The organism is Caenispirillum salinarum AK4 (assembly GCF_000315795.1).
Lineage (GTDB): Bacteria > Pseudomonadota > Alphaproteobacteria > Rhodospirillales > Rhodospirillaceae > Caenispirillum > Caenispirillum salinarum.
The window spans coordinates 247,364-266,467 of the sequence record NZ_ANHY01000007.1; the positions used below are offsets into that span (position 1 = coordinate 247,364).

18 protein-coding genes are annotated in these 19,104 nt (G+C 67.8%); 12 read left to right on the forward strand and 6 right to left on the reverse strand.

Annotated elements, in window-relative coordinates; all coding sequences use genetic code 11:
- The first annotated feature begins 85 nt into the window (after positions 1-85).
- From phnG to C882_RS09550, 11 genes are all read left to right on the forward strand, one after another.
- Entirely contained in the window at positions 86-562 is a 477-nt protein-coding gene (gene phnG, locus C882_RS09500) for a phosphonate C-P lyase system protein PhnG (protein WP_052000103.1), read from the forward strand.
- Between the two features lie 2 nt (positions 563-564).
- Positions 565-1,170: a phosphonate C-P lyase system protein PhnH gene (gene phnH, locus C882_RS09505; RefSeq protein ID WP_009540373.1), complete on the forward strand. Its 606-nt coding sequence runs from the start codon at positions 565-567 to the stop codon at positions 1,168-1,170.
- Positions 1,171-1,174: 4 nt separating this feature from the next.
- A complete protein-coding gene (locus C882_RS09510) occupies positions 1,175-2,278 on the forward strand; it encodes a carbon-phosphorus lyase complex subunit PhnI (RefSeq protein ID WP_009540374.1) in 1,104 nt (367 codons plus the stop codon).
- Entirely contained in the window at positions 2,265-3,143 is an 879-nt protein-coding gene (locus tag C882_RS09515; protein WP_009540375.1) for an alpha-D-ribose 1-methylphosphonate 5-phosphate C-P-lyase PhnJ, read from the forward strand. Before C882_RS09510 ends, C882_RS09515 begins: the two co-directional genes overlap by 14 nt.
- Positions 3,140-3,943, forward strand: coding sequence for a phosphonate C-P lyase system protein PhnK (phnK, locus tag C882_RS09520; RefSeq protein ID WP_009540376.1), 804 nt, complete (start codon positions 3,140-3,142; stop codon positions 3,941-3,943). The genes C882_RS09515 and phnK overlap by 4 nt, the downstream gene beginning before the upstream one ends.
- Before the next feature lie 12 nt (positions 3,944-3,955).
- Positions 3,956-4,654 (forward strand): phosphonate C-P lyase system protein PhnL, encoded by a 699-nt coding sequence (phnL, locus tag C882_RS09525; protein ID WP_009540377.1) that lies wholly within the window; start codon positions 3,956-3,958, stop codon positions 4,652-4,654.
- A complete protein-coding gene (locus tag C882_RS09530) occupies positions 4,644-5,855 on the forward strand; it encodes an alpha-D-ribose 1-methylphosphonate 5-triphosphate diphosphatase (protein ID WP_009540378.1) in 1,212 nt (403 codons plus the stop codon). Before phnL ends, C882_RS09530 begins: the two co-directional genes overlap by 11 nt.
- A complete protein-coding gene (locus tag C882_RS09535) occupies positions 5,855-6,568 on the forward strand; it encodes a DUF1045 domain-containing protein (protein WP_009540379.1) in 714 nt (237 codons plus the stop codon). The genes C882_RS09530 and C882_RS09535 overlap by 1 nt, the downstream gene beginning before the upstream one ends.
- Before the next feature lie 196 nt (positions 6,569-6,764).
- Positions 6,765-8,423 (forward strand): methyl-accepting chemotaxis protein, encoded by a 1,659-nt coding sequence (locus C882_RS09540; RefSeq protein ID WP_160166781.1) that lies wholly within the window; start codon positions 6,765-6,767, stop codon positions 8,421-8,423.
- A gap of 92 nt (positions 8,424-8,515) precedes the next feature.
- On the forward strand, positions 8,516-10,270 hold the full coding sequence (locus C882_RS09545; protein ID WP_009540381.1) for a hypothetical protein: 1,755 nt from the start codon (positions 8,516-8,518) through the stop codon (positions 10,268-10,270).
- An 89-nt stretch (positions 10,271-10,359) separates the two neighbouring features.
- A complete protein-coding gene (locus C882_RS09550) occupies positions 10,360-11,934 on the forward strand; it encodes a hypothetical protein (RefSeq protein WP_009540382.1) in 1,575 nt (524 codons plus the stop codon).
- Between the two features lie 87 nt (positions 11,935-12,021).
- Here the strand turns inward: C882_RS09550 and C882_RS09555 are convergent, their stop codons facing one another.
- The 6 genes from C882_RS09555 to phnC form a co-directional block, all read right to left on the reverse strand.
- On the reverse strand, positions 12,022-13,194 hold the full coding sequence (locus C882_RS09555; protein WP_009540383.1) for a beta/alpha barrel domain-containing protein: 1,173 nt from the start codon (positions 13,192-13,194) through the stop codon (positions 12,022-12,024).
- 82 nt (positions 13,195-13,276) lie between these two features.
- Positions 13,277-14,659: a class II 3-deoxy-7-phosphoheptulonate synthase gene (locus C882_RS09560; protein ID WP_043644502.1), complete on the reverse strand. Its 1,383-nt coding sequence runs from the start codon at positions 14,657-14,659 to the stop codon at positions 13,277-13,279.
- Positions 14,660-14,773: 114 nt separating this feature from the next.
- Positions 14,774-15,403 carry an LbetaH domain-containing protein gene (locus tag C882_RS09565; protein ID WP_009540385.1) on the reverse strand — a complete coding sequence of 210 codons (630 nt, stop codon included), beginning with the start codon at positions 15,401-15,403 and terminating at the stop codon, positions 14,774-14,776.
- A 2-nt stretch (positions 15,404-15,405) separates the two neighbouring features.
- The gene (gene phnE / locus C882_RS09570; RefSeq protein WP_009540386.1) at positions 15,406-16,224 is read right to left on the reverse strand and encodes a phosphonate ABC transporter, permease protein PhnE; all 819 of its coding nucleotides are present in this window, start codon (positions 16,222-16,224) and stop codon (positions 15,406-15,408) included.
- Between the two features lie 96 nt (positions 16,225-16,320).
- Entirely contained in the window at positions 16,321-17,334 is a 1,014-nt protein-coding gene (gene phnD / locus C882_RS09575) for a phosphonate ABC transporter substrate-binding protein (RefSeq protein ID WP_009540387.1), read from the reverse strand.
- A gap of 67 nt (positions 17,335-17,401) precedes the next feature.
- Positions 17,402-18,259: a phosphonate ABC transporter ATP-binding protein gene (gene phnC, locus C882_RS09580; RefSeq protein ID WP_009540388.1), complete on the reverse strand. Its 858-nt coding sequence runs from the start codon at positions 18,257-18,259 to the stop codon at positions 17,402-17,404.
- Positions 18,260-18,438: 179 nt separating this feature from the next.
- Between phnC and phnN the strand changes: the two genes are divergently transcribed.
- Positions 18,439-19,002 (forward strand): phosphonate metabolism protein/1,5-bisphosphokinase (PRPP-forming) PhnN, encoded by a 564-nt coding sequence (phnN, locus tag C882_RS09585; protein ID WP_009540389.1) that lies wholly within the window; start codon positions 18,439-18,441, stop codon positions 19,000-19,002.
- Positions 19,003-19,104: the final 102 nt, after the last annotated feature.

Genomic DNA, 19,104 nt, shown 5'->3' on the forward strand with positions numbered 1-19,104 from the left:
CACCTTGCCCGGCGCGTCGGGAGCGGAGTATAACGGGCTTAGATATAGACGTCTAGACAAATATACAGATTGTCGAGGCCCGCCGATGACCGAGACCACCCCCACCGCCCCCTTGCCAGAGGTCGCCCGCCGCCAGAGGTGGATGGGCATCCTGGCGCGCACGCCGCTTGCGCGCCTGGAGGAGACCTTCGCCGCCCTGCCAGAGGCGCCCGCCTTCACCCACCTGCGCCGGCCGGAGATCGGCTCCGCCCTGGTGCGCGGCCGCGCCGGCGGATCGGGGGAGCGCTTCAACCTGGGCGAGATGACCGTCACGCGCTGTTCCGTCCGCCTGAGCGCGTCGGGCGCTATCGGGCACGCATACGTCGCCGGCCGCGCCCGCCGTCACGCGGAGCTGGCGGCGGTGTTCGACGCCCTGTTGCAGACACCCGGCCACCACGACCGCCTGTGCGCCGCCCTGACCGATCCCGCCGCCGAGGCCATCGCGGCGGCGCGGGCGGAAACGGTCGCCAGAACGGCGGCGACGCGGGTGGACTTCTTCACCATGGTGCGCGGAGAGGACTGACCATGACCGCCATCCCCCATGCTTCCGACCTGCGCCCTGGTTTCGCCGATCCGGTGCTGAGCGGCCAGGCCGTCTACCGCGCCGTGCTCAAGGGCATGAGCTACCCCGGCCGCCTCCAGGCCCTGCCTGCCACGGTGGACGCGCCGCCGCCGCTGTCGCCGGTGGCCGCCGGCGTGCTGCTGGCGCTGGCGGACCTGGACGCGCCGGTGTGGCTGGACCCGGCGGGGCTCGCCACCGACGACGTGGCCGGCTGGCTGCGATTCCACTGCGGCTGCCCGGTGGTCGAAGACCGCGCGACGGCGGCCTTCGCGGTGCTGGATGCCACGTCCGCCGCCGACCTGGAAGGGTTCGCGCTGGGAACGCCGGAATACCCGGAGCGCTCCGCCACGCTCATCATCCAGGTGCCGCGCCTGGCCGAGGGCGAGGGCCACACGCTCACTGGGCCGGGCATCAAGGGCTCTACCCGCCTGCGCGCGGAGGGGCTGCCGGAGGGGTTCTGGCGGGCGCTGGCCGACAACCGCCTGCTGTTCCCGCAAGGGCTGGATGTGATCCTGGCCGCGCCCGAGGGCCTCGCCTGCCTGCCGCGCACCACCATTGTTTCGGAGTGACCTGATGTACGTTGCCGTCAAGGGCGGCGAGCGCGCCATCGACAACGCCCATCGCCTGCTCGCCGAGGAACGGCGCGGCGATCGGGCGGTGCCGGCGCTCTCGCTGACCCAGATCAAGGAACAGATGACACTCGCCGTCGACCGCGTGATGACGGAAGGCTCGCTGTACGACCGCGACCTCGCGGCGCTGGCGATCAAGCAGGCGCGGGGCGATCTGGTGGAGGCGATCTTTCTGCTTCGCGCCTACCGCACCACCCTGCCCCGGCTGGCGGTCAGCGAGCCCGTGGATACCGCGCGCATGACCATCCGCCGCCGCGTCTCCGCCACCTTCAAGGACCTGCCGGGCGGACAGGTGCTGGGGCCGACCTTCGACTACACGCACCGCCTCATGGACTTCAAACTCGCGGCGGAAGCCGACGACGACGCCGAGCCCTGCGAACGGGGCGAGCCGCGCCAGGATGAAACCGTGCCCCGCGTCGCCGACCTGCTTGGCGAGGAAGGGCTGATCGAGCCCGAGGTGCCGCGCGACGGCGATACGGCCGAGCCGGGCGACATCACGCGCGAGCCGTTGGAGTTCCCCGCCGACCGCTCCACCCGCCTGCAAAGCCTGGCGCGGGGGGACGAGGGGTATCTGCTGGGGCTCGCCTACTCCACCCAGCGCGGTTACGGCCGCAATCATCCCTTTGCCGGTGAAATCCGCATGGGCGACGTGGCGGTGGAGATCGTGCCCGAGGAACTGGGCTTCGCCGTCGAGATCGGCGACATCACCGTCACCGAATGCCAGATGATAAACCAGTTCAAGGGCTCCAAGGCCGCGCCGCCGCAGTTCACCCGCGGCTACGGCCTCACCTTCGGCCAGGGCGAGCGCAAGGCCATGGCCATGGCGCTGGTGGACCGATCCTTGCGCGCCGAGGAACTGGGGGAAGACCTCACCGCCCCGGCCCAGGACGCGGAGTTCGTGCTGTCCCACTGCGACAACGTGGAGGCGTCGGGCTTCGTGCAGCACCTGAAGCTGCCCCACTACGTCGACTTCCAGGGCGAACTGGTCACGGTCCGCGCCCTGCGGCGGGAGCATGAACGGAAGGAGGCGACCGATGCAGCCGAATGACGCCACGCAGGCCCAGGACACGCTGGACGGCTACAACTTCGCCTACCTGGACGAACAGACCAAGCGCATGATCCGCCGCGCGACGCTGAAGGCCGTCGCCATCCCCGGCTATCAGGTGCCGTTTGCGGGGCGGGAAATGCCCCTGCCCTACGGCTGGGGCACGGGCGGCATTCAGGTGACGGCCGCCGTCATCGGGCCGGACGACACCTTGAAGGTCATCGACCAGGGGGCCGACGACACCACCAACGCCGTCTCCATCCGCCGATTCTTCGCCCGCACCGCCGGCGTGGCGACCACCGAGCGCACGACGCAGGCGAGCCTCATCCAGACCCGCCACCGCATTCCCGAAGCCCCGCTGACGGAAGACCAGATCCTCGTCTACCAGGTCCCCATCCCCGAGCCCCTGCGCTGGATGGAGGCCCGCGAGAGCGAGACCCGCAAGATGCACGCGCTGGAGGAATACGGCGTGATGCATGTGAAGCTCTACGAGGACATCGCGCACCTGGGCCGCATCGCCACCAGCTATGATTATCCGGTGCGGGTGAACGGGCGCTACGTCATGGCGCCCTCGCCCATCCCCAAGTTCGACAACCCGAAAATGGACATGATGCCGGCGCTTCAGCTGTTCGGCGCGGGGCGGGAGAAGCGCATCTACGCCGTGCCGCCCTACACCCGCGTGGAAAGCCTGGACTTCGAGGACCATCCCTTCGAGGTGCAGGCATGGGACGAGGCCTGCGCCCTGTGCGGTGCGACCGACAGTTACCTTGACGAAGTCGTCATCGACGATGCGGGCGGGCGCATGTTCGTCTGTTCCGACACCGACCACTGCACCCAGCGCACCGCCAGCCGGGAGGCCGCCGAATGACCGCCGCCGCCGCCATGGACCTGTCCGCCGAAACGCCGCTCCTGCGCGTGCGCGACCTCACCCGCCTCTACGGGGATCGGGTGGGGTGCGAGGGTGTCTCCTTCGACCTCTGGCCCGGCGAGGTGTTGGGCATCGTGGGTGAGAGCGGGTCGGGCAAGACCACCCTGCTCAACACCCTGTCCGCCCGGCTGGAGCCCTCGGCCGGCACCGTGGAGTACGACACCCGCGACGCCGGGCTGACGGACATCTACCAGCTTTCGGAACCCCGCCGCCGCCTGCTGACGCGCACCGACTGGGGCATCGTCCACCAGAACCCGCGCGACGGCCTGCGCATGGGCGTCTCCGCCGGCGCCAACATCGGCGAGCGGCTTATGGCCGTCGGCGCCCGGCATTACGGCAACATCCGCGCCGACGCGCTGGACTGGATGGGCCGGGTGGAAATCCGCGACGAGCGCGTGGACGACCTGCCGCGTACCTTCTCCGGCGGGATGCAGCAGCGCCTGCAGATCGCGCGCAACCTCGTCACTGGCCCGCGTCTCGTGTTCATGGACGAGCCTACGGGCGGGCTGGACGTCTCCGTGCAGGCGCGGCTGCTGGACCTGCTGCGATCGCTGGTGACGGGAATGCGGCTGTCGGTGATCCTGGTCACTCACGACCTCGCGGTCGCCCGCCTGCTCGCCCACCGGCTGATGGTGATGAAGGATGGCCGCGTGGTGGAACAGGGGCTGACCGACCAGGTGCTGGACGACCCGCACCACCCCTACACCCAGTTGCTCGTCTCCTCCGTGCTCCAGGTCTGAGGAACCCCCGATATGTCCCCCGTCATCCAGGTCCGCGACCTGACCAAGGATTTCGTCCTGCACACCCAGAACGGCGTGCGCATCCCCGTCTTCTCCGGCCTGAGCCTCGATGTCGCCGCCGGGGAGTGCGTCGGCCTTCACGGGCCGTCCGGTGCAGGTAAATCGACGCTCCTGCGCGCGCTCTATGCCAACTACAAGCCCGACAGCGGCGCGGTGATCGTGTCCCACGACGGCGGCGCGGTCGACATGGCCACCGCCGAGCCGCGCGCGGTGCTCGACGTGCGCCGCCGCACGCTGGGCTACGTGAGCCAGTTCCTGCGCGTCATTCCCCGGGTGCCGGCGCTGGACGTGGTGGCCGAGCCGCTGGTCGCGCTCGGCACCCCCGGCGACGCCGCCCGCGAGAAGGCCGCGGTCCTGCTCGCCCGCCTGAACATCCCCGAGCGCCTGTGGCATCTGGCGCCGGCCACGTTTTCGGGCGGGGAGCAGCAGCGCGTCAACATTGCGCGCGGGTTCGCCACCGACTACCCCGCCATGCTGCTGGATGAACCGACGGCCTCGCTGGATGCCGCCAACCGCGATACGGTGGTGGCGATGATCCAGGAGGCGAAGGCGCGCGGCTGCTCCATCGTCGGCATCTTCCACGACGTCGACGTCCGCACCCGCGTCTGCGACCGCCTGTTCGAGATCGGAGCCCGTGACCATGCCGCGTGACAGCCAGACCGCCAAGACGACCGACAATACGACGACCGCCGAGGCCAATCGCTCCATGAATTCCGAAATGATCCTGACCAACGCCCGCGTCGTCTGCCGTGACCGCGTCATCGACAGCGGCACCGTGGTGGTCCGCGACGGCCGCATCGCCGAGGTGGCGGAAGGGCGGTCCGAGGCCGCTGGCGCGCTCGACCTGAACGGCGACTATCTGCTGCCGGGCCTGATCGAGATGCATACCGACAACATGGAAAAGCATTTCGTGCCGCGCCCCGGCGTGCTCTGGCCCTCGCCGCTGGCCGCCGTGCTGGGGCACGATCTCCAGGTGGCGGGCGCGGGCATCACCACCGTTTTCGATGCCATTTCGGTGGGGGAATACGCCGAGAAGGGGCCGCGCCGGCAGATCCTGGGGCAGAGTCTGGCGGCCGTGAAGCATGCGCTGTCGGAGGGACTGTGCAAGGCCGACCACCTGTTCCACCTGCGCTGCGAGGTCTCCGACCCCTGCGTGGTGGAGATGTTCGAGCCCTACGCCCACGACCCGCTGGTGCGGCTGGTCTCGCTGATGGACCACACGCCCGGTCAGCGCCAGTGGACGGACGTCAGCAAGTACGTGCAGTACAACAAGGGCGAGAACTGGACGGAAGAGGAACTCAAGCGCCGCATCGAGCGCCTGAAGGCCGAGCAGGACAAGTACGCCGCCAAGCACCGCAAGGCCGTGGTGGCGCTGGCGAAGGAATACGACATCCCGCTCGCCAGCCACGACGACGCGACGGAAGACCACGTGCATGAGGCCGTGGCCGATGGCGTGGTGATCTCGGAATTTCCCATCACCATGACGGCCGCCTGCCTGGCGCGCGAGCACGGTCAGAAGACCATCATGGGCGCGCCCAATGTCGTGCGCGGCGGCTCGCATTCCGGCAACATGTCAGCGCTGGAGTGCGCGCGGGAGGGGCAACTGGATGGCCTGTCGTCGGACTACGTGCCATCCTCGCTGCTGTTCGCCGCGTTCCTTCTGCATGAAAAGCTCGACCTGCCGCTGCACGAGGCCGTCGCCAAGGTCTCGGCCAACGTGGCGGACATGGTGGGGCTGGCCGACCGGGGCCGCGTCGAGACGGCCCTGCGCGCCGATCTGGTGCGCGTCACCCACACCGAACACACCCCGGTCGTGCGCGAGGTCTGGGTCATGGGAGAACGGGTCTGCTGATGCGGGAGAACACGCCGCTTAACGCCTACCGATACGCCATCTACTATTCACCGCCCCCCGACGAGCCGCTGGCCGACCTGGGGCGCCAGTGGCTGGGGCGGGACCCGCATGACAATGCCTCCCACCCCCGACCGCAGGTCACGGGCATTTCGGCGGAGCGCATGGCGGAGCTGACGGCGGATGCCTGCCGCTACGGTCTGCATGCGACCATGAAGGCACCGTTCCGCCTCGCACCCGGCCGTGACGCGACCGGATTGCGCCGGGCGCTGCGGGAGTTCACGCTCATCCGCCGCGATGTGCTGGTTCCCCGGCTGGTCATCTCCGATTCCATGGGCTTCCCGGCCCTGGTGCCGGCGGAGCCCTGTCCCGCCCTGGACGCCCTTGCGGCGGACTGCGTGCGCGCGTTTGACCTGTTCCGCGCCGAACCGACGCCCGAGGAGGTTCGGCGGCGCAAGACCAAGGGCCTGTCGGCGGCGCAGCAGGACCATTTGGTTCATTGGGGCTATCCCTACGTCTTCGACGACTTCCGCTTCCACATCACGCTGGCCGGACCCATCGCCGACAATGACGAACGGGAGGCCGTTATGGCGGCGCTGCACGATCACTTCGCCCCGGTGCTGGACAGGCCGCTGTGCATAAAGTCCCTGTGCCTGTTCACGGAACCGGAGCAAGGGGCGCCGTTCCGGCTGTTCTGCCGCGACCGTTTCGGGTGACACAATCTTCCAAGGGTTAATTATGTAGTCCGAAAGTATACCTTATTACGCTTTCAAATCTCGCACCGCAGCGTAATCTTCCACTCTGAAACCGGCGGCATAGCCGAATACCGTCATGCCGCCTCGAGGGTAGAGAGGCCGCGCGCCATGCGCGCGGAGCAAGTGCGAGAGTGGGCGAATGAAAACCTTCCGGATCATGACCCGTTTCTGGCTGATCGTCGCCGTGGTGGCGGTCGGCATGACCATGCTGACGGCCTACGGCCTTTATCAGCTGCGCGCGAACCTGGTGGCGCAGGAGAAGAGCGCCCTGCAGAACGTCACTGACGCGGCGATGTCGCTGGTGGAGGACTATCAGGATCGCGCCGCTTCCGGCGAATTGACCACCGAGGAGGCCAAGGCGCAGGCGCTGGCATCGCTGTCCACCTACCGGTACGGCGATGACGGGTACTTCTTTGTGATCGACAAGCAGGGCGTCTTCCTGATGCACCCGATGCCCAAGCTGGTCGGCCAGAACAAGATCGACCTCGCCGACCCCAACGGCGTCCAGATCCTGCGGGAAATGATCAACGGCGTGAAGACGGGAGGCACCGCCTACGTCGAATACATCTGGCCCAAGCCGGCCATTAACGCCGATGCACCGAAGATCAGTTATGCCGCCGAGTTCGCCGAGTGGGACTGGGTCGTCGGCACCGGCGTCTACGTCGACACCATCGACACCAAGTTCTGGGCCGTTGCCCTGCCCTACATCGCCATCGCGCTGGTGATGCTTGGCGCGGTGCTGGCCGGTGCCCTGTGGATCAGCCGCTCCATCACCCGTCCGCTGAGCGCCCTGACCGGCGGCATGCGGGCCCTGTCGGGCGGCGACAAGTCCATCCAGGTCGACTACACCGACGAGCCCAACGAACTGGGCGACCTGGCCCGCGCACTGCAGGTCTTCAAGGACGCCGCCATCGAGCAGGACCGCCTGCGCGCCGAGCAGGACGCCGAGAACGCCCGCAAGCTGGAGCGCCAGGCCAAGCTGGAGAACCTGACCGCCAGCTTCGACAAGACCGTCATCCGCCTCATGAAAACGGTGGAAGGCTCCATCGACGGCCTGCGCACCGCCGCGCACAGCCTGGACGTGGGCGCCCAGCACACCGCCGAACGCTCCACCCGCGTTTCCGCCGCCTCGGAACAGGCGTCGGCCAATGTGCAGACGGTCGCCACGGCCGCCGAGGAACTGTCGGCCTCCATCCAGGAAATCACCCGCCAGGTCAGCCGCTCCTCGGAAATCGCCGCCTCGGCGGTGGAAGAAGCGCGCCGCACCGACGGCATCGTGCGCGGCCTGGCCGACAGCGCGGCCAAGATCGGCGAGGTGGTGAAGCTGATCACCGACATCGCCGAGCAGACCAACCTGCTGGCACTCAACGCCACGATCGAGGCGGCCCGCGCAGGCGAGGCCGGCAAGGGCTTCGCCGTGGTCGCCAACGAGGTCAAGAGCCTGGCCAACCAGACTGCCCGCGCCACCGAGGAGATCGCCGGCCAGATCGGCGCCGTCCAGTCCACCACCCACGAGGCCGTCAGCGCCATCGAGGCCATCAGCGGCACGATTGCCGAGATCAACGAGATCACCTCGGCCATCGCCGCCGCCGTGGAGGAACAGGGCGCCGCCACCAGCGAAATCAGCCGCAACGTGCAGGAGGCCGCCCAGGGCTCGCAGGAGGTCTCCGACAGCATCGCCGGCGTCTCCGAGAGCGTCGACGAGACCAAGGCCGCTGCCGGCCAGGTCAACAGCGCCGCTCACGACCTGGAGAACGAGGCCGAAACGCTGAAGTCGGAGGTGGAAACCTTCCTTGAGGGCATCAAGGCCGCCTGAACCGGCGGTTGCACTCAGGCATCGCCCATTGCTACCATCGGAACGGCGCGACCCTCTGCGGCTCGCGCCGTTTCTCTTTTGGAAACAAGGCCATGGCCCGCTCTCCGTTCTTCTCCCGCCTGATCGACCGCGTCGTTCCGGAAACCCTCATCAAGCGCCTTTCCGGCGGCGAGGAAAAGCCCGTCGAGGACGCGGAAAACGCCTATGACGACGATCCACCGGAACTGTCTCTGGAAGAGCTTTTGAAGGAGGACATCGGCGCCTTCGGCGGCAAGATGCACATCATCTCGCTGGTGGAGTTCAAGGAGGCCATCGGCTCGGCCAAATGGCTGAAGCTGTCGACCAACATCATGCTGATCGCCGAGGGCGTCCTGCGCTCGCGCCTGGGGCACGCGCATTCCTACGTGCAGCGCGGGTCGGACATGTTCCTGCTGGGCTTCCGCGGCCTGTCGGACACCGCGGCCAAACTGCGCGCGGTGGAGGTGGCCGAGGAAATCGGCGGGCGGCTTGCCGGGGCGGCCTTCGGCAGCAAGCAGGCGCTGGTACGCACCGCCGAGGTCGACCCCGAGGACCTGCTGACCGAGGACGGGGAGCTTGACGAAAAGGTCCTGCACGCCGCCGTGGCCGAAGGCGAAAGTGTCCAGCCCGTCTCACCCAAGGAGGCGGAGCGGCGGCGTTTCCACCAGGCCAAAGTGGAAAAATCGGACGGACACCGCCCCTTGCCGACCACCGACCCGACAGCACTCAAACAGCCGGGCCGGCGATTCTGGACGGGGTCGGGCACCTCCGGCCACGACGACGGCCGCCGCCGCCAGTGGGAGACCGAAGGCGCGGGCGCCGATTACGACGACGCGCCGCCCGAGCCCGATCCGCTGGCCGAGGCCGCCGCCCGCGCCGCCGCAGAGCAGCCGCGCATCAAACCGCTGGTCAAACCGTTGAGCGAGGCCGAGCGCCGCCACTTCGAGGCCATGCACGGCGGCATGCTCGCCACCCTTGGGCCGGAGGATTATGTGCGCTCGGGCGGGTCCGCCCTGGATGCGACCGATCGGCTCCAGGGCGGCACCGCAACGTCTGGTTCCGATGACCCGGCGGCCGAGGATGCCCCGCCGCAAGACCCGGCGACGCGCAATCCGGCCGCGGTGGAAGCCATGCTCCGCCCCTGCTGGACCGCCGCCACGGAAGCCGCCGACACTTTCCTTCTGCGCCCGCGCCTGACCGGCGGCAGCGTGCCCGCCGGCGAGACCCGCGCCCCCGGGGCCGACAACGACGCCATGATTGCCGCCAAGGCTGTCGAGGTCCTGGAGCAGATGGCCGAGAAGGCGCCCGGCGCGGTTCTGGTTGTTCCGCTGCATTGCCTGTCCTTGGGCGATCCCGACCGGCGCCCGGCGGTGCTGGGCGCCCTGAACAAGGCCTCCGCCGCGACGCGCATGAAGGCCTTGCGCGTGGAGGTGGTGGGCATCACCCAGCGCACACCGGCGGCGCGCGTCATGAACGCCATCGACGCACTGCGCCCCATCGTCCGCGAGGTCGCCCTGCGCACCGACTTGGCGGACCCCGCCAGGGTCGTCTTCGGCTTGCGCGGCGTGCTTGTGGGGGCGGATGCCGAAGACCTGAAGGACCGCCCGCCCAAGGCCATGGCCGAACGGATCAGGGCGCTGGAGGAAAAGGCCCGGCTCGGCGGCGCGACCGGCAGCTTCCTGTGGGGCCTGCGCAAACGGGGCGAGATTGCCTTGGCACTCGACCACGGCATCGGGGCGGTGGGCGGACCGGCGCTGTCTCGCGACATTCCGCCGCCGGGCAAGGCGCTGAGGCTGTCCAAGGGAAGGCTGCTGGGGAAAACCGGATAAAGCGCGGAAACGGCTTTTTACTACCTTGACGATTTTTTGGGCCGGACATACAACCCTTGATGTTTCACACATCATTGGGGATTGGATCATTGGCCAACATCAAGCTTGTGAAGGTGCGCGACCCGGAAACGGGGATGTACCTGAACCATGAAGGCAAGTTCGTCCGCGACTACGCGCCGGCCGACTGCATTTTCCGGATGCGCGACACGGACGGGAAGGTCTCGCTCCAGCACGATTTCGAGCGCACGTACCTGCACGCCTGCGGCTCGCTCAAGGAGACGCTGGAGCCGGAGACCGGCCACTTCGAGCAGTTCCACTGCCCGGAAACCTTCTGCACCTACGCCCGCTTCAGCAGCGCGCCCCACGGCGCCGCGGCCGGTGCCGACCAGCAGCCCGAGGTCAACCTGCTGGTCGAAGAAACCGACGAGCTTCCCCTGGAGATGATGCCGATCGGCAACTACCGGGTGCTCGACGACGGTCAGGTCGCCGAGTTGAAGCAGCTCGCCAATGGCGGCGGCGCGCTTGGTCAGTTCGGCCGGGAAAGCTCCCAGGGCGACGAGGACATGGCGAACCTGATGCGCTGGGTGGGTGACACGCCGGCGGACCAGCAGTCGCACCTGTGGATCAGCGGGAAACTGAAGGACGGCGCCGAGGTCCAGATCTGCAAGCGTGGCAACGCGAGCATCAGCGTCATCCGCCAGAAGACCCTGAGCGCCGCGGGCAAGGAAGCCTACGAGCAGTACAAGCTCGACAATCCCGACGAGGAATGGTCGGTCGCCGTCGAGGCCGTCGTCAAGTACACCAGCGGCAACAAGACGTTCTGGCAGAACGCCCTGTTCTTCGGCGAGCAGTATCTGGTCGGCGAGCTGATCTGGCAGGCCGCCCGGATCGTCACCAAGCTGCTGACCAAGGGCCTGACCAAGCTGTTCACCGAAATCGCCAAGCGCGGCGTCATGCGCGCCCTGACGCAGGCCGAGGCCCGCGGCCTTCAGGCGGCGATGACCCAGGACCGCTGGTACGTCAAGGTCGTGTCGTACATGGGCTCCGGCAGCCGCGGCGCGCGCTTGCTTGCCGGCACCTTCAACTTCATCGTGACGGCGGTGATCTTCATCGTCATCGCGTACTTCGTGCTGCCGATCATCTTCAAGAAGCAGCGCGCGTCGTTCTACGCCTACAACTTCACGAGGAAGCAGGTGAGGGTCAGCACGGCCTTCCTCGACAACATTCCCGAGACGATCCAGGAAAACTCGGCCGAAGCACCCTACGTGCTTCCGGCGATGACGAAGGCCGGCGACTGGATCACCATCGACGGATTGCCGATCCAGGCGGATTCCAATGTCGTTCACGCGATGGCGTTCGATTTCGAGAACGACAGCACCTTCATGCAGGGCTTCGGGGCGCTGATAATGGCGCAGGACGTCGACAATTCCGACAACGCGCTGTTCGCGTCCATCAGCATCCCCTGGGTGGCCGACAACGCCATCAACCTGAAGGTGGACAAGGCATCAGCGGACTACAAGTCGCTCTACAAGGGCATGGCCGATCAGCGCCAGCAGCAGAGCTACGTGCTGGAGGGTGGCGACGTCGACGGCCAGATTGGCATCAACGCCCTGACCGGTTCGGACAACCGCTACACCGCGCAGGTGAACATCACGAAGATCTGACGCAGACGCGGAAACGGAACACGCCCGCCTTTTCAGGCGGGCGTGTTTTCCATGTCCCTCGTTCCTGAAAGGCGGGTATCCGCGCCTTCAAGCTCCCGACCGCGGCGGCTTGTAGCCGCGCAGCAGGAACTCGCGGCCGACCTTCACGCGGGGGGCGCCGTCGTATTCCACGACGTCGGCGGTGGCGTATGTTTCGTTCCACTCCGACGGCAGGTAGCTGCCCGTGCCGATGACATCGATGGGCGCGCTGGCCAGCGCCATGACCTTGCATTTGGCCGGCGAAAAGCCCGACGAGGCGATGATCTTCACTTTCGGGAAGCCGGCCGCGTTCAGCTGCTCGCGCGCGTGCCAGATCGCGGCGGCCGAGACGCCGGTGCCGATCAGGTGCTTCAGTTCCGCCTCGGTGCGGTAGCCGCGGATGGCCTTCGGCGCGTTGCGCTCCAGCACGTCGTAGCTGGCCTGGGTGTCCAGCCCCTCCACATAACGGCCACCGTGGGTGTCCAGGCGCACGCCGATGCGCCCCTCTGCGGCCAGTTCCGGGAAGCGCTTGCAGACCTCCAGCGAGTCCGTGATCTCCTGCCCGAAGTAGTCCACCAGCACGATCAGCATCTGGTCGGGGAAGGTCTCGTGGAACATCTCGGCCGCGCGCACGGTCGATCCGGCGTAGCCGATCAGCGCGTGCGGCATGGTGCCCCGGCCTTCGGACTGTCCGAAATAGTGGGCCGTGGCGTCGGTCGCGTTGCCGATGAAACCGACGGCACCGGCGCGCCGCCGGGCGGTTTCGCTGCCGACGGAGGCCGCGTAGGCCATCAGTTCCGACATCTCGGTGCCGGCGCAGTGCCGGGCGTCCATGGCGAGGAAGGCCACCTGCGGCAGTTCCTCGCACATGGCGTGGGCGTTGTAGGCCGCGACGCAGGCGGCGCCCAGTTTCTGCAGGAATACGGTCTCCAGGTCGACCAGCGCGGCAAAGGAGCCGCGGATGTAGATCATGGGCTCGCCGGCGCCGACCCAATCGCCCTCGCGATAGCGTTCCTCCACGTCGAAGGCCTCGCCGCGCTTTTCGCCGATGCTGCGCAGCCACCCGCAGGCGAGCGCGCCGGCGTAGAGCACCGGGCGGCGCATGAAGACGGCGTAGGTGACCCGCGCATCCCCGAACTTGAGCACCACGTCACGGGTGCGGCGGAAGTACTTGTCCGTCCAGCCGGGAAGGTCCTCCAGGCCGGGCCAAAGGGTGATCGGGTCGGGCTTGCTGCCGTCCATGATGGTCTACCGCCTCGAAAACGCGGACGGCCGGCGCCCGCACCCGCCCTGCGGCGGGGCACGCACCGGCCGCGCGCTGGTCTTATTGGGCCGCGGTGGCGGCGGCCTGCTGCTGGGCGCGCTCTTCCTTCAACGCTTCCGCGATAAGGAACGCCAGTTCCAGGGCCTGACGCCCGTTCAGGCGCGGGTCGCACAGCGTGTCGTAGCGGTCGGCAAGGCCGGCCTCGGTGATCGCCTGGGCGCCGCCGATGCACTCGGTCACGTCTTGGCCGGTCATCTCGAAGTGAACGCCGCCGCCGTGGGTGCCCTCCATGCGGTGGACGGCATAGAAGCCGCGCACTTCCTCCAGGATCTTGTCGAAGGAGCGGGTCTTGTAGCCGTTGGAGGTCTTGACCGTGTTGCCGTGCATGGGGTCGCAGGCCCAAACGACCTTGCGGCCCTCGTTCTTGATGGCGCGCACCAGGGCCGGCATTTTCTCCTGCACCTTGTCGTGGCCCATGCGGACGATGACGGTCAGGCGGCCCGGCTCGTTGTTGGGGTTGAGCACGTCGCACAGGCGCAGCAGATCGTCCGGATCCATGGAGGGACCGGCCTTGACGCCCAGCGGGTTCTCGACGCCGCTCAGGAACTCCACATGCGCTTCGTCCGGGTTGCGGGTGCGGTCGCCGATCCACAGCATGTGGGCGGAGCAGTCGTACCACTTGCCCGAGGTGGAATCGACGCGGGTCAACGCCTGCTCATAGGGCAGCAGCAGGCATTCGTGGCTGGTGTAGAAGGCCGTCTCGCGCAGCTGCGGCACCTTGTCGGCGGTCAGGCCGCAGGCTTCCATGAAGCCGAGGCTTTCACCGATGCGGTTGGCAAGTTCCTCGTACCGCGCCGCTTCCGGGCTGTCGGCCAGGAACCCCAGCGTCCACTGGTGCACCTTGTGCAGGTCGGCGTAACCGCCCTGGGCGAAGGCGCGCAGCAGGTTCAGCGTGGCGGCGGCCTGGTTGTAGCCCTGCACCATCCGCTGCGGATCGGGCACGCGGGCGGCTTCCGTGAAGTCGGGGCCGTTGACGATGTCGCCGCGGTAGCTGGGCAGTTCCACGCCGTCGATGGTCTCGGTCGGAGCCGAGCGCGGCTTGGCGAACTGGCCGGCCATGCGGCCCACCTTCACCACCGGGCACGAGGCGCCGAAGGTCAGCACCACGGCCATCTGCAGCAGCACGCGGAAGGTATCGCGGATGCCGTCGGCGGTGAAGTCGGCGAAGCTTTCGGCGCAGTCGCCGCCCTGCAGCAGGAAGGCCCGGCCCTCGCAGACCTCGGCCAGGTGGCGGCGCAGGTTGCGCGCCTCGCCGGCGAAGACCAGCGGCGGCATGGCGCGCAGGGTCTTCTCGGTGGCGGCCAGCATGTCCGCGTCCGGATAGACGGGAACCTGCTGAATGGGCTTGCTCCGCCAGCTATCCGGTGTCCAGGTCCCAGCCATCTCGGTAATTCCCTTACTCAGACCACGTGAAGGTGTTCATGGAAAGTCCACGGTATACGACGCGCGGGACGCAATTGCAACGTTACGGGACCTTCCAACACGGCCTGTCAGGGATCAACCGTACTTCCGGATGAAGCCGTCCACGCCCAGCGACCGGAAGTCCGGCAGCGCCCTGGTCAGCGTCTCATGGTCCCAGTCCCACCAAGCGATGCGCTTGAGCGCGGCCTGGGTCGCGGGCGGAAAGCGCTCGCGGATGGGCTTGGCGGGCACGCCGCCGACGATGGCGTAGTCGGGCACGTCCTTGGTCACCACCGCGCCCGCGCCGACGATGGCGCCGGTGCCGATGCGCACGTCGCCCATGATCGTGGCGCCGTGGCCGATCCACACGTCATGGCCGATGACCAGCCGCCGCGCGCGGCGCCATTCGAAGAAGGCCGCGTCGTCCTCGCCCATGCCGTACATGGCGCTGCGGTACTGGAAGTGGTGCTGGCACGGCCGGTCCATGGGGTGCTGGCCGGGGTTGAGACGGACGGCGGCGGCGATGTTCACGAACTTGCCGACGGTGGTGTAGATGACTTCGCCGTCCTCGCCGATATAGCTGTAGTCGCCGAAGGTGCTTTCGGAGACGCGGGTGCGAGCGCCGACCTCGCAGTAGCGGCCGAAGGTGCTGTCGCGCACCTCCGCGCTGGGATGCAGGAAGGGCTCGACACCCAGCGTCTTCGGCAGGGTTTCGCTGTCGATCATGGTCAGATGAACAGCTTGCGCAGGCGTTGGGACAGGATGTCGAGGATGGAGACGCTGAGGATGATGATGATCATCACCGCCGCCGTCTCGGCGTAGTAGAATCCGCGGATGTACTCCCACAGCACCTGCCCGATACCGCCAGCGCCGACGATGCCCAGCACGGTGGCGGAGCGCACGTTGCTCTCGAAGCGGTAGAGGGAATAGCTGATCCACAGCGGGATCACCTGCGGAATGACGCCGAAGATCACCTCGTGCAGCCAGCCGGCACCGGTGGCGCGGATGCCCTCCACCGGGCGCGGGTCGACGGCCTCCACGGCCTCCGAGAACAGCTTGGCGAGGATGCCCGTGGTATGGATGAACAGCGCCAGCACGCCGGCAAACGGGCCGAGGCCGACCGCCACCACGAACAGCATGGCGAAGACCATCTCGTTGATGGCGCGGAAGGCATCCATCAGGCGGCGCATGGGCTGGGTGATGTACCAGGGCGCCATGTTTTCCGAACACAGGATGCCGAAGGGGATGGACAGCGCGACGGCCAGCGCCGTGCCCCAGACGGCGATCTGCACCGTCACCACCATTTCCGACACATAGTCGCGCCAGTTGGTGAAGTCGGGCGGAATGAACCCTTCGGCGAAGCGCACCATGTTGGGCCAGTATTCCACCAGCGCGCCCGGGCGCATGTCCGCGCCCTCCCACGACAGCACCAGCGCGGCCAGCAGGCCGGCCCAGCCGAGGTAGTAGAGCATCGACTGCTTGAGGTCGCGCCTGGGCGGCTTCAGGCGGTGGGCACGCGCGGACGCGGCGGCGTTGGCGGCGGTCATGGCGGATGGGCTCCGGCGGGTCGGGTCGAATATTTGTCGCGAAAAGAGCGCGGCGCCGCCCGATACAGGGACGGCGCCGCACGGGGCGTCAGGGGCTTAGGACGCCGACTTGGGCTGCTTGGCAGCCAGGTCCTTCAGCGCGTCGAGCTGGGCGTCGATCTCGGCGATCTGGTCCTTTTTCTCCTGCTCGCTGAGGTTCTCGTTGCCCGCGATCTTGGCGCGGTTCTTGAAAAGCTCCAACTGGCGGATGGGGATCAGCTGGGCGTTGGACGAGGGCTGGAACGGCGCCCAGCCCAGGTCGGACAGCACCTTCAGTTCCTCGTCCAGTTCCGCCTGCGCGCCGATGCGGCCGTAGGTCATGAAGAACTTGATCACTTCGGCCTTGGCGGGATCGGCCAGGTCGTTGCGCCAGACGATGGGGTCGGACGGGATCAGCGGCGACTTCCAGATCACCTTGACGTCCTTGGCCATGTCGGGGTGCGTCTTCTGCATGCGGCGCAGGTTTTCGGTATTGTTGGTGGACACGTCCACCTGCTTGTTCGCCGCGGCGACCAGGTTGGTCTCGTGGTTGGCGTTGCGCACGGTCTTGAAGCAGTCCTTCGGATCGACGCCGTTCTGGGCGAAGACGTAGTAGGACGGCACCAGGAAGCCCGAGGTGGAGTTGGGGTCGCCGTAGCCGAAGTTCAGGCTGCCGTCACACTTCAGCACGTCGTCCACGGACTCCAGCGCGCTGTCCTTGTGGGTGACCAGCAGCGACCAATAGCCGGGATTGCCCTCGACGTCGACGGTCTGCGCGAAGATGGAACCGTTGGCGCGGTCCACCGCTTCCATGGCCGACTTGTTGCCGTACCAGGCGATGTCCACCTTGCCGAACCGCATGGCCTCGATGATGCCGGCGTAGTCGGTGGCGAAGAACGGCTTCACCTCCATGCCGGTCTGTTCTTCCATGTCGGCCAGGAACGGTTCCCAGATGGTCTTCAGGTTCTGGGTCGACTCGGTGGAGATGATGCCGAAGTTCAGTTCTTCAGGCTTTTCAGCGGCCTGGGCCGTCAGGGCGGACAGGCTGACGGTCGCGGCGGCGGCGACGGCGACGAGGCTGCGGAATTGCATTTCGGTAAGGCTCCCGTACCTGGGTGGGTGGTGAGATTTTTGGAAAGGTCTGGCGGGGGTCGTGGCCTCAGCCGGCGGCGAAGGCCGGCTCGGGCATGGCGCCGCGCGGCCCGGTCTCGAGGTCGCGCTCGGGCCGGGCATCGACGATCAGCTCCTCGCTGTCGGCGCCGTAAAGCTCGGTGAGGAAGGCGGGGGTGAGCGCCGCCGAGGGTCCGTCGTGGACCACCTGCCCGGCGCGCATGGCGACCGTGCGGGGACAGTATTTTGCCGCGTAGTTCACCTGATGCAGCGACACGACGACGGTGATGCCGTCTTCGCGGTTGATGGCGGCCAGGGTCTCCATGACCTTGTTGGCCGAGGCCGGATCGAGGCTGGCAATGGGCTCGTCGGCGATGACGACGCTGGCCTTCTGCACCAGAGTGCGGGCGATGGCGACGCGCTGCTGCTGGCCGCCCGACAGCGTGGAGGCCCGCTGGCCGGCGAAGCGCGCCATGCCGACCCGGTCCAGCGCCTCCATGGCCGCGCGCTTTTCGGCGGCCGTGAACAGGCCCAGCGTGCCGCGCCAGTCGGGCACCCGGCACAGAAGGCCGAGCAGCACGTTGGTCAGCACCGTCAGCCGGCCGACGAGGTTGAACTGCTGGAACACCATGCCGACATCAGCGCGGATGCAGCGGGCATTGCGGACGAGTCGGCCGTGCTCCTGAATGGGACGGCCCAGCACCTCCACCCGCGCCGCGCCGCCGTTGCGGTCGCCGAGCGTCAGGCCCGAGACATGGCGCAGCAGGGTGGACTTGCCGGAACCGGAGGCGCCGATCAGCGCGACCATCTCGCCGCGCTCCACGCTCAGCGACACTTCGGACAGGGCGCGGCTGCCTCGCTGGAACGACTTGGACAGTTGGGAAATGGCAATGGCGGTGTCGGGCACAGCGCCTTCCTCCGGCTGGTGGGCTCTGGCCGGAAGATATACTCGCCGATCCGCGACTCTTTCGCGACCGGACGATGAAAGTTAAATGAAAGGGACAATACCGCCACTTTGCAATTTAGACATCTAACGGATGACGTCTATCTTGTCCAGACTTTACTTGCGTGCTTTAACCTCCGCCCATGACAGACGCACGCCTCATCTATGTCGTCGGCCCGTCCGGAGCGGGAAAGGACACGCTCATCGCCTGCGCGCGGGTAGCCGTGGACGGCCGGCTGCCGGTGGCCTTCGCCCACCGCTACATCACGCGACCGGCCGACGCCGGCGGCGAGTCGCACGTCGCCCTGACGGAGGCCGAGTATGCCGAACGTCTGGGCCGCGGCCTGTTCGCCATGGCCTGGGACAGCCACGGCCTGCGCTACGCCATCGGGCGCGAGATCGACCTGTGGCTTGATGCCGGCATGACGGTGGTGGTCAACGGGTCGCGGGCCTGGCTGCCCCGGGCGCTGGCACTGTATCCCCACCTTGTCCCGGTGGTGCTGACCGTCGCCCCCGATGAACTGCGTCGCCGCCTGATTGCGCGCGGCCGGGAGGCGCCGGAACAGATCGAGGCCCGGCTCGCCCGTGCCGCCGCCTTCCAGGTGGACGCCCCGTCGGCCGTGGTGATCGACAACTCCGGCCCCATCGACCAGGCGGTCGAGGCCCTGCTGACGGTTCTCCGCGCGCCCCTCCGCCAGCCGGCATAGGCTTGGCTCGACCTCCGGCCGGGGGCGGGCTAGACCTCCCTCCTATGTCCTTTTCCCGAGTTTCCAAAGGGTCTTTCGAGGCCTACCCTGTCCAGTAAGCAC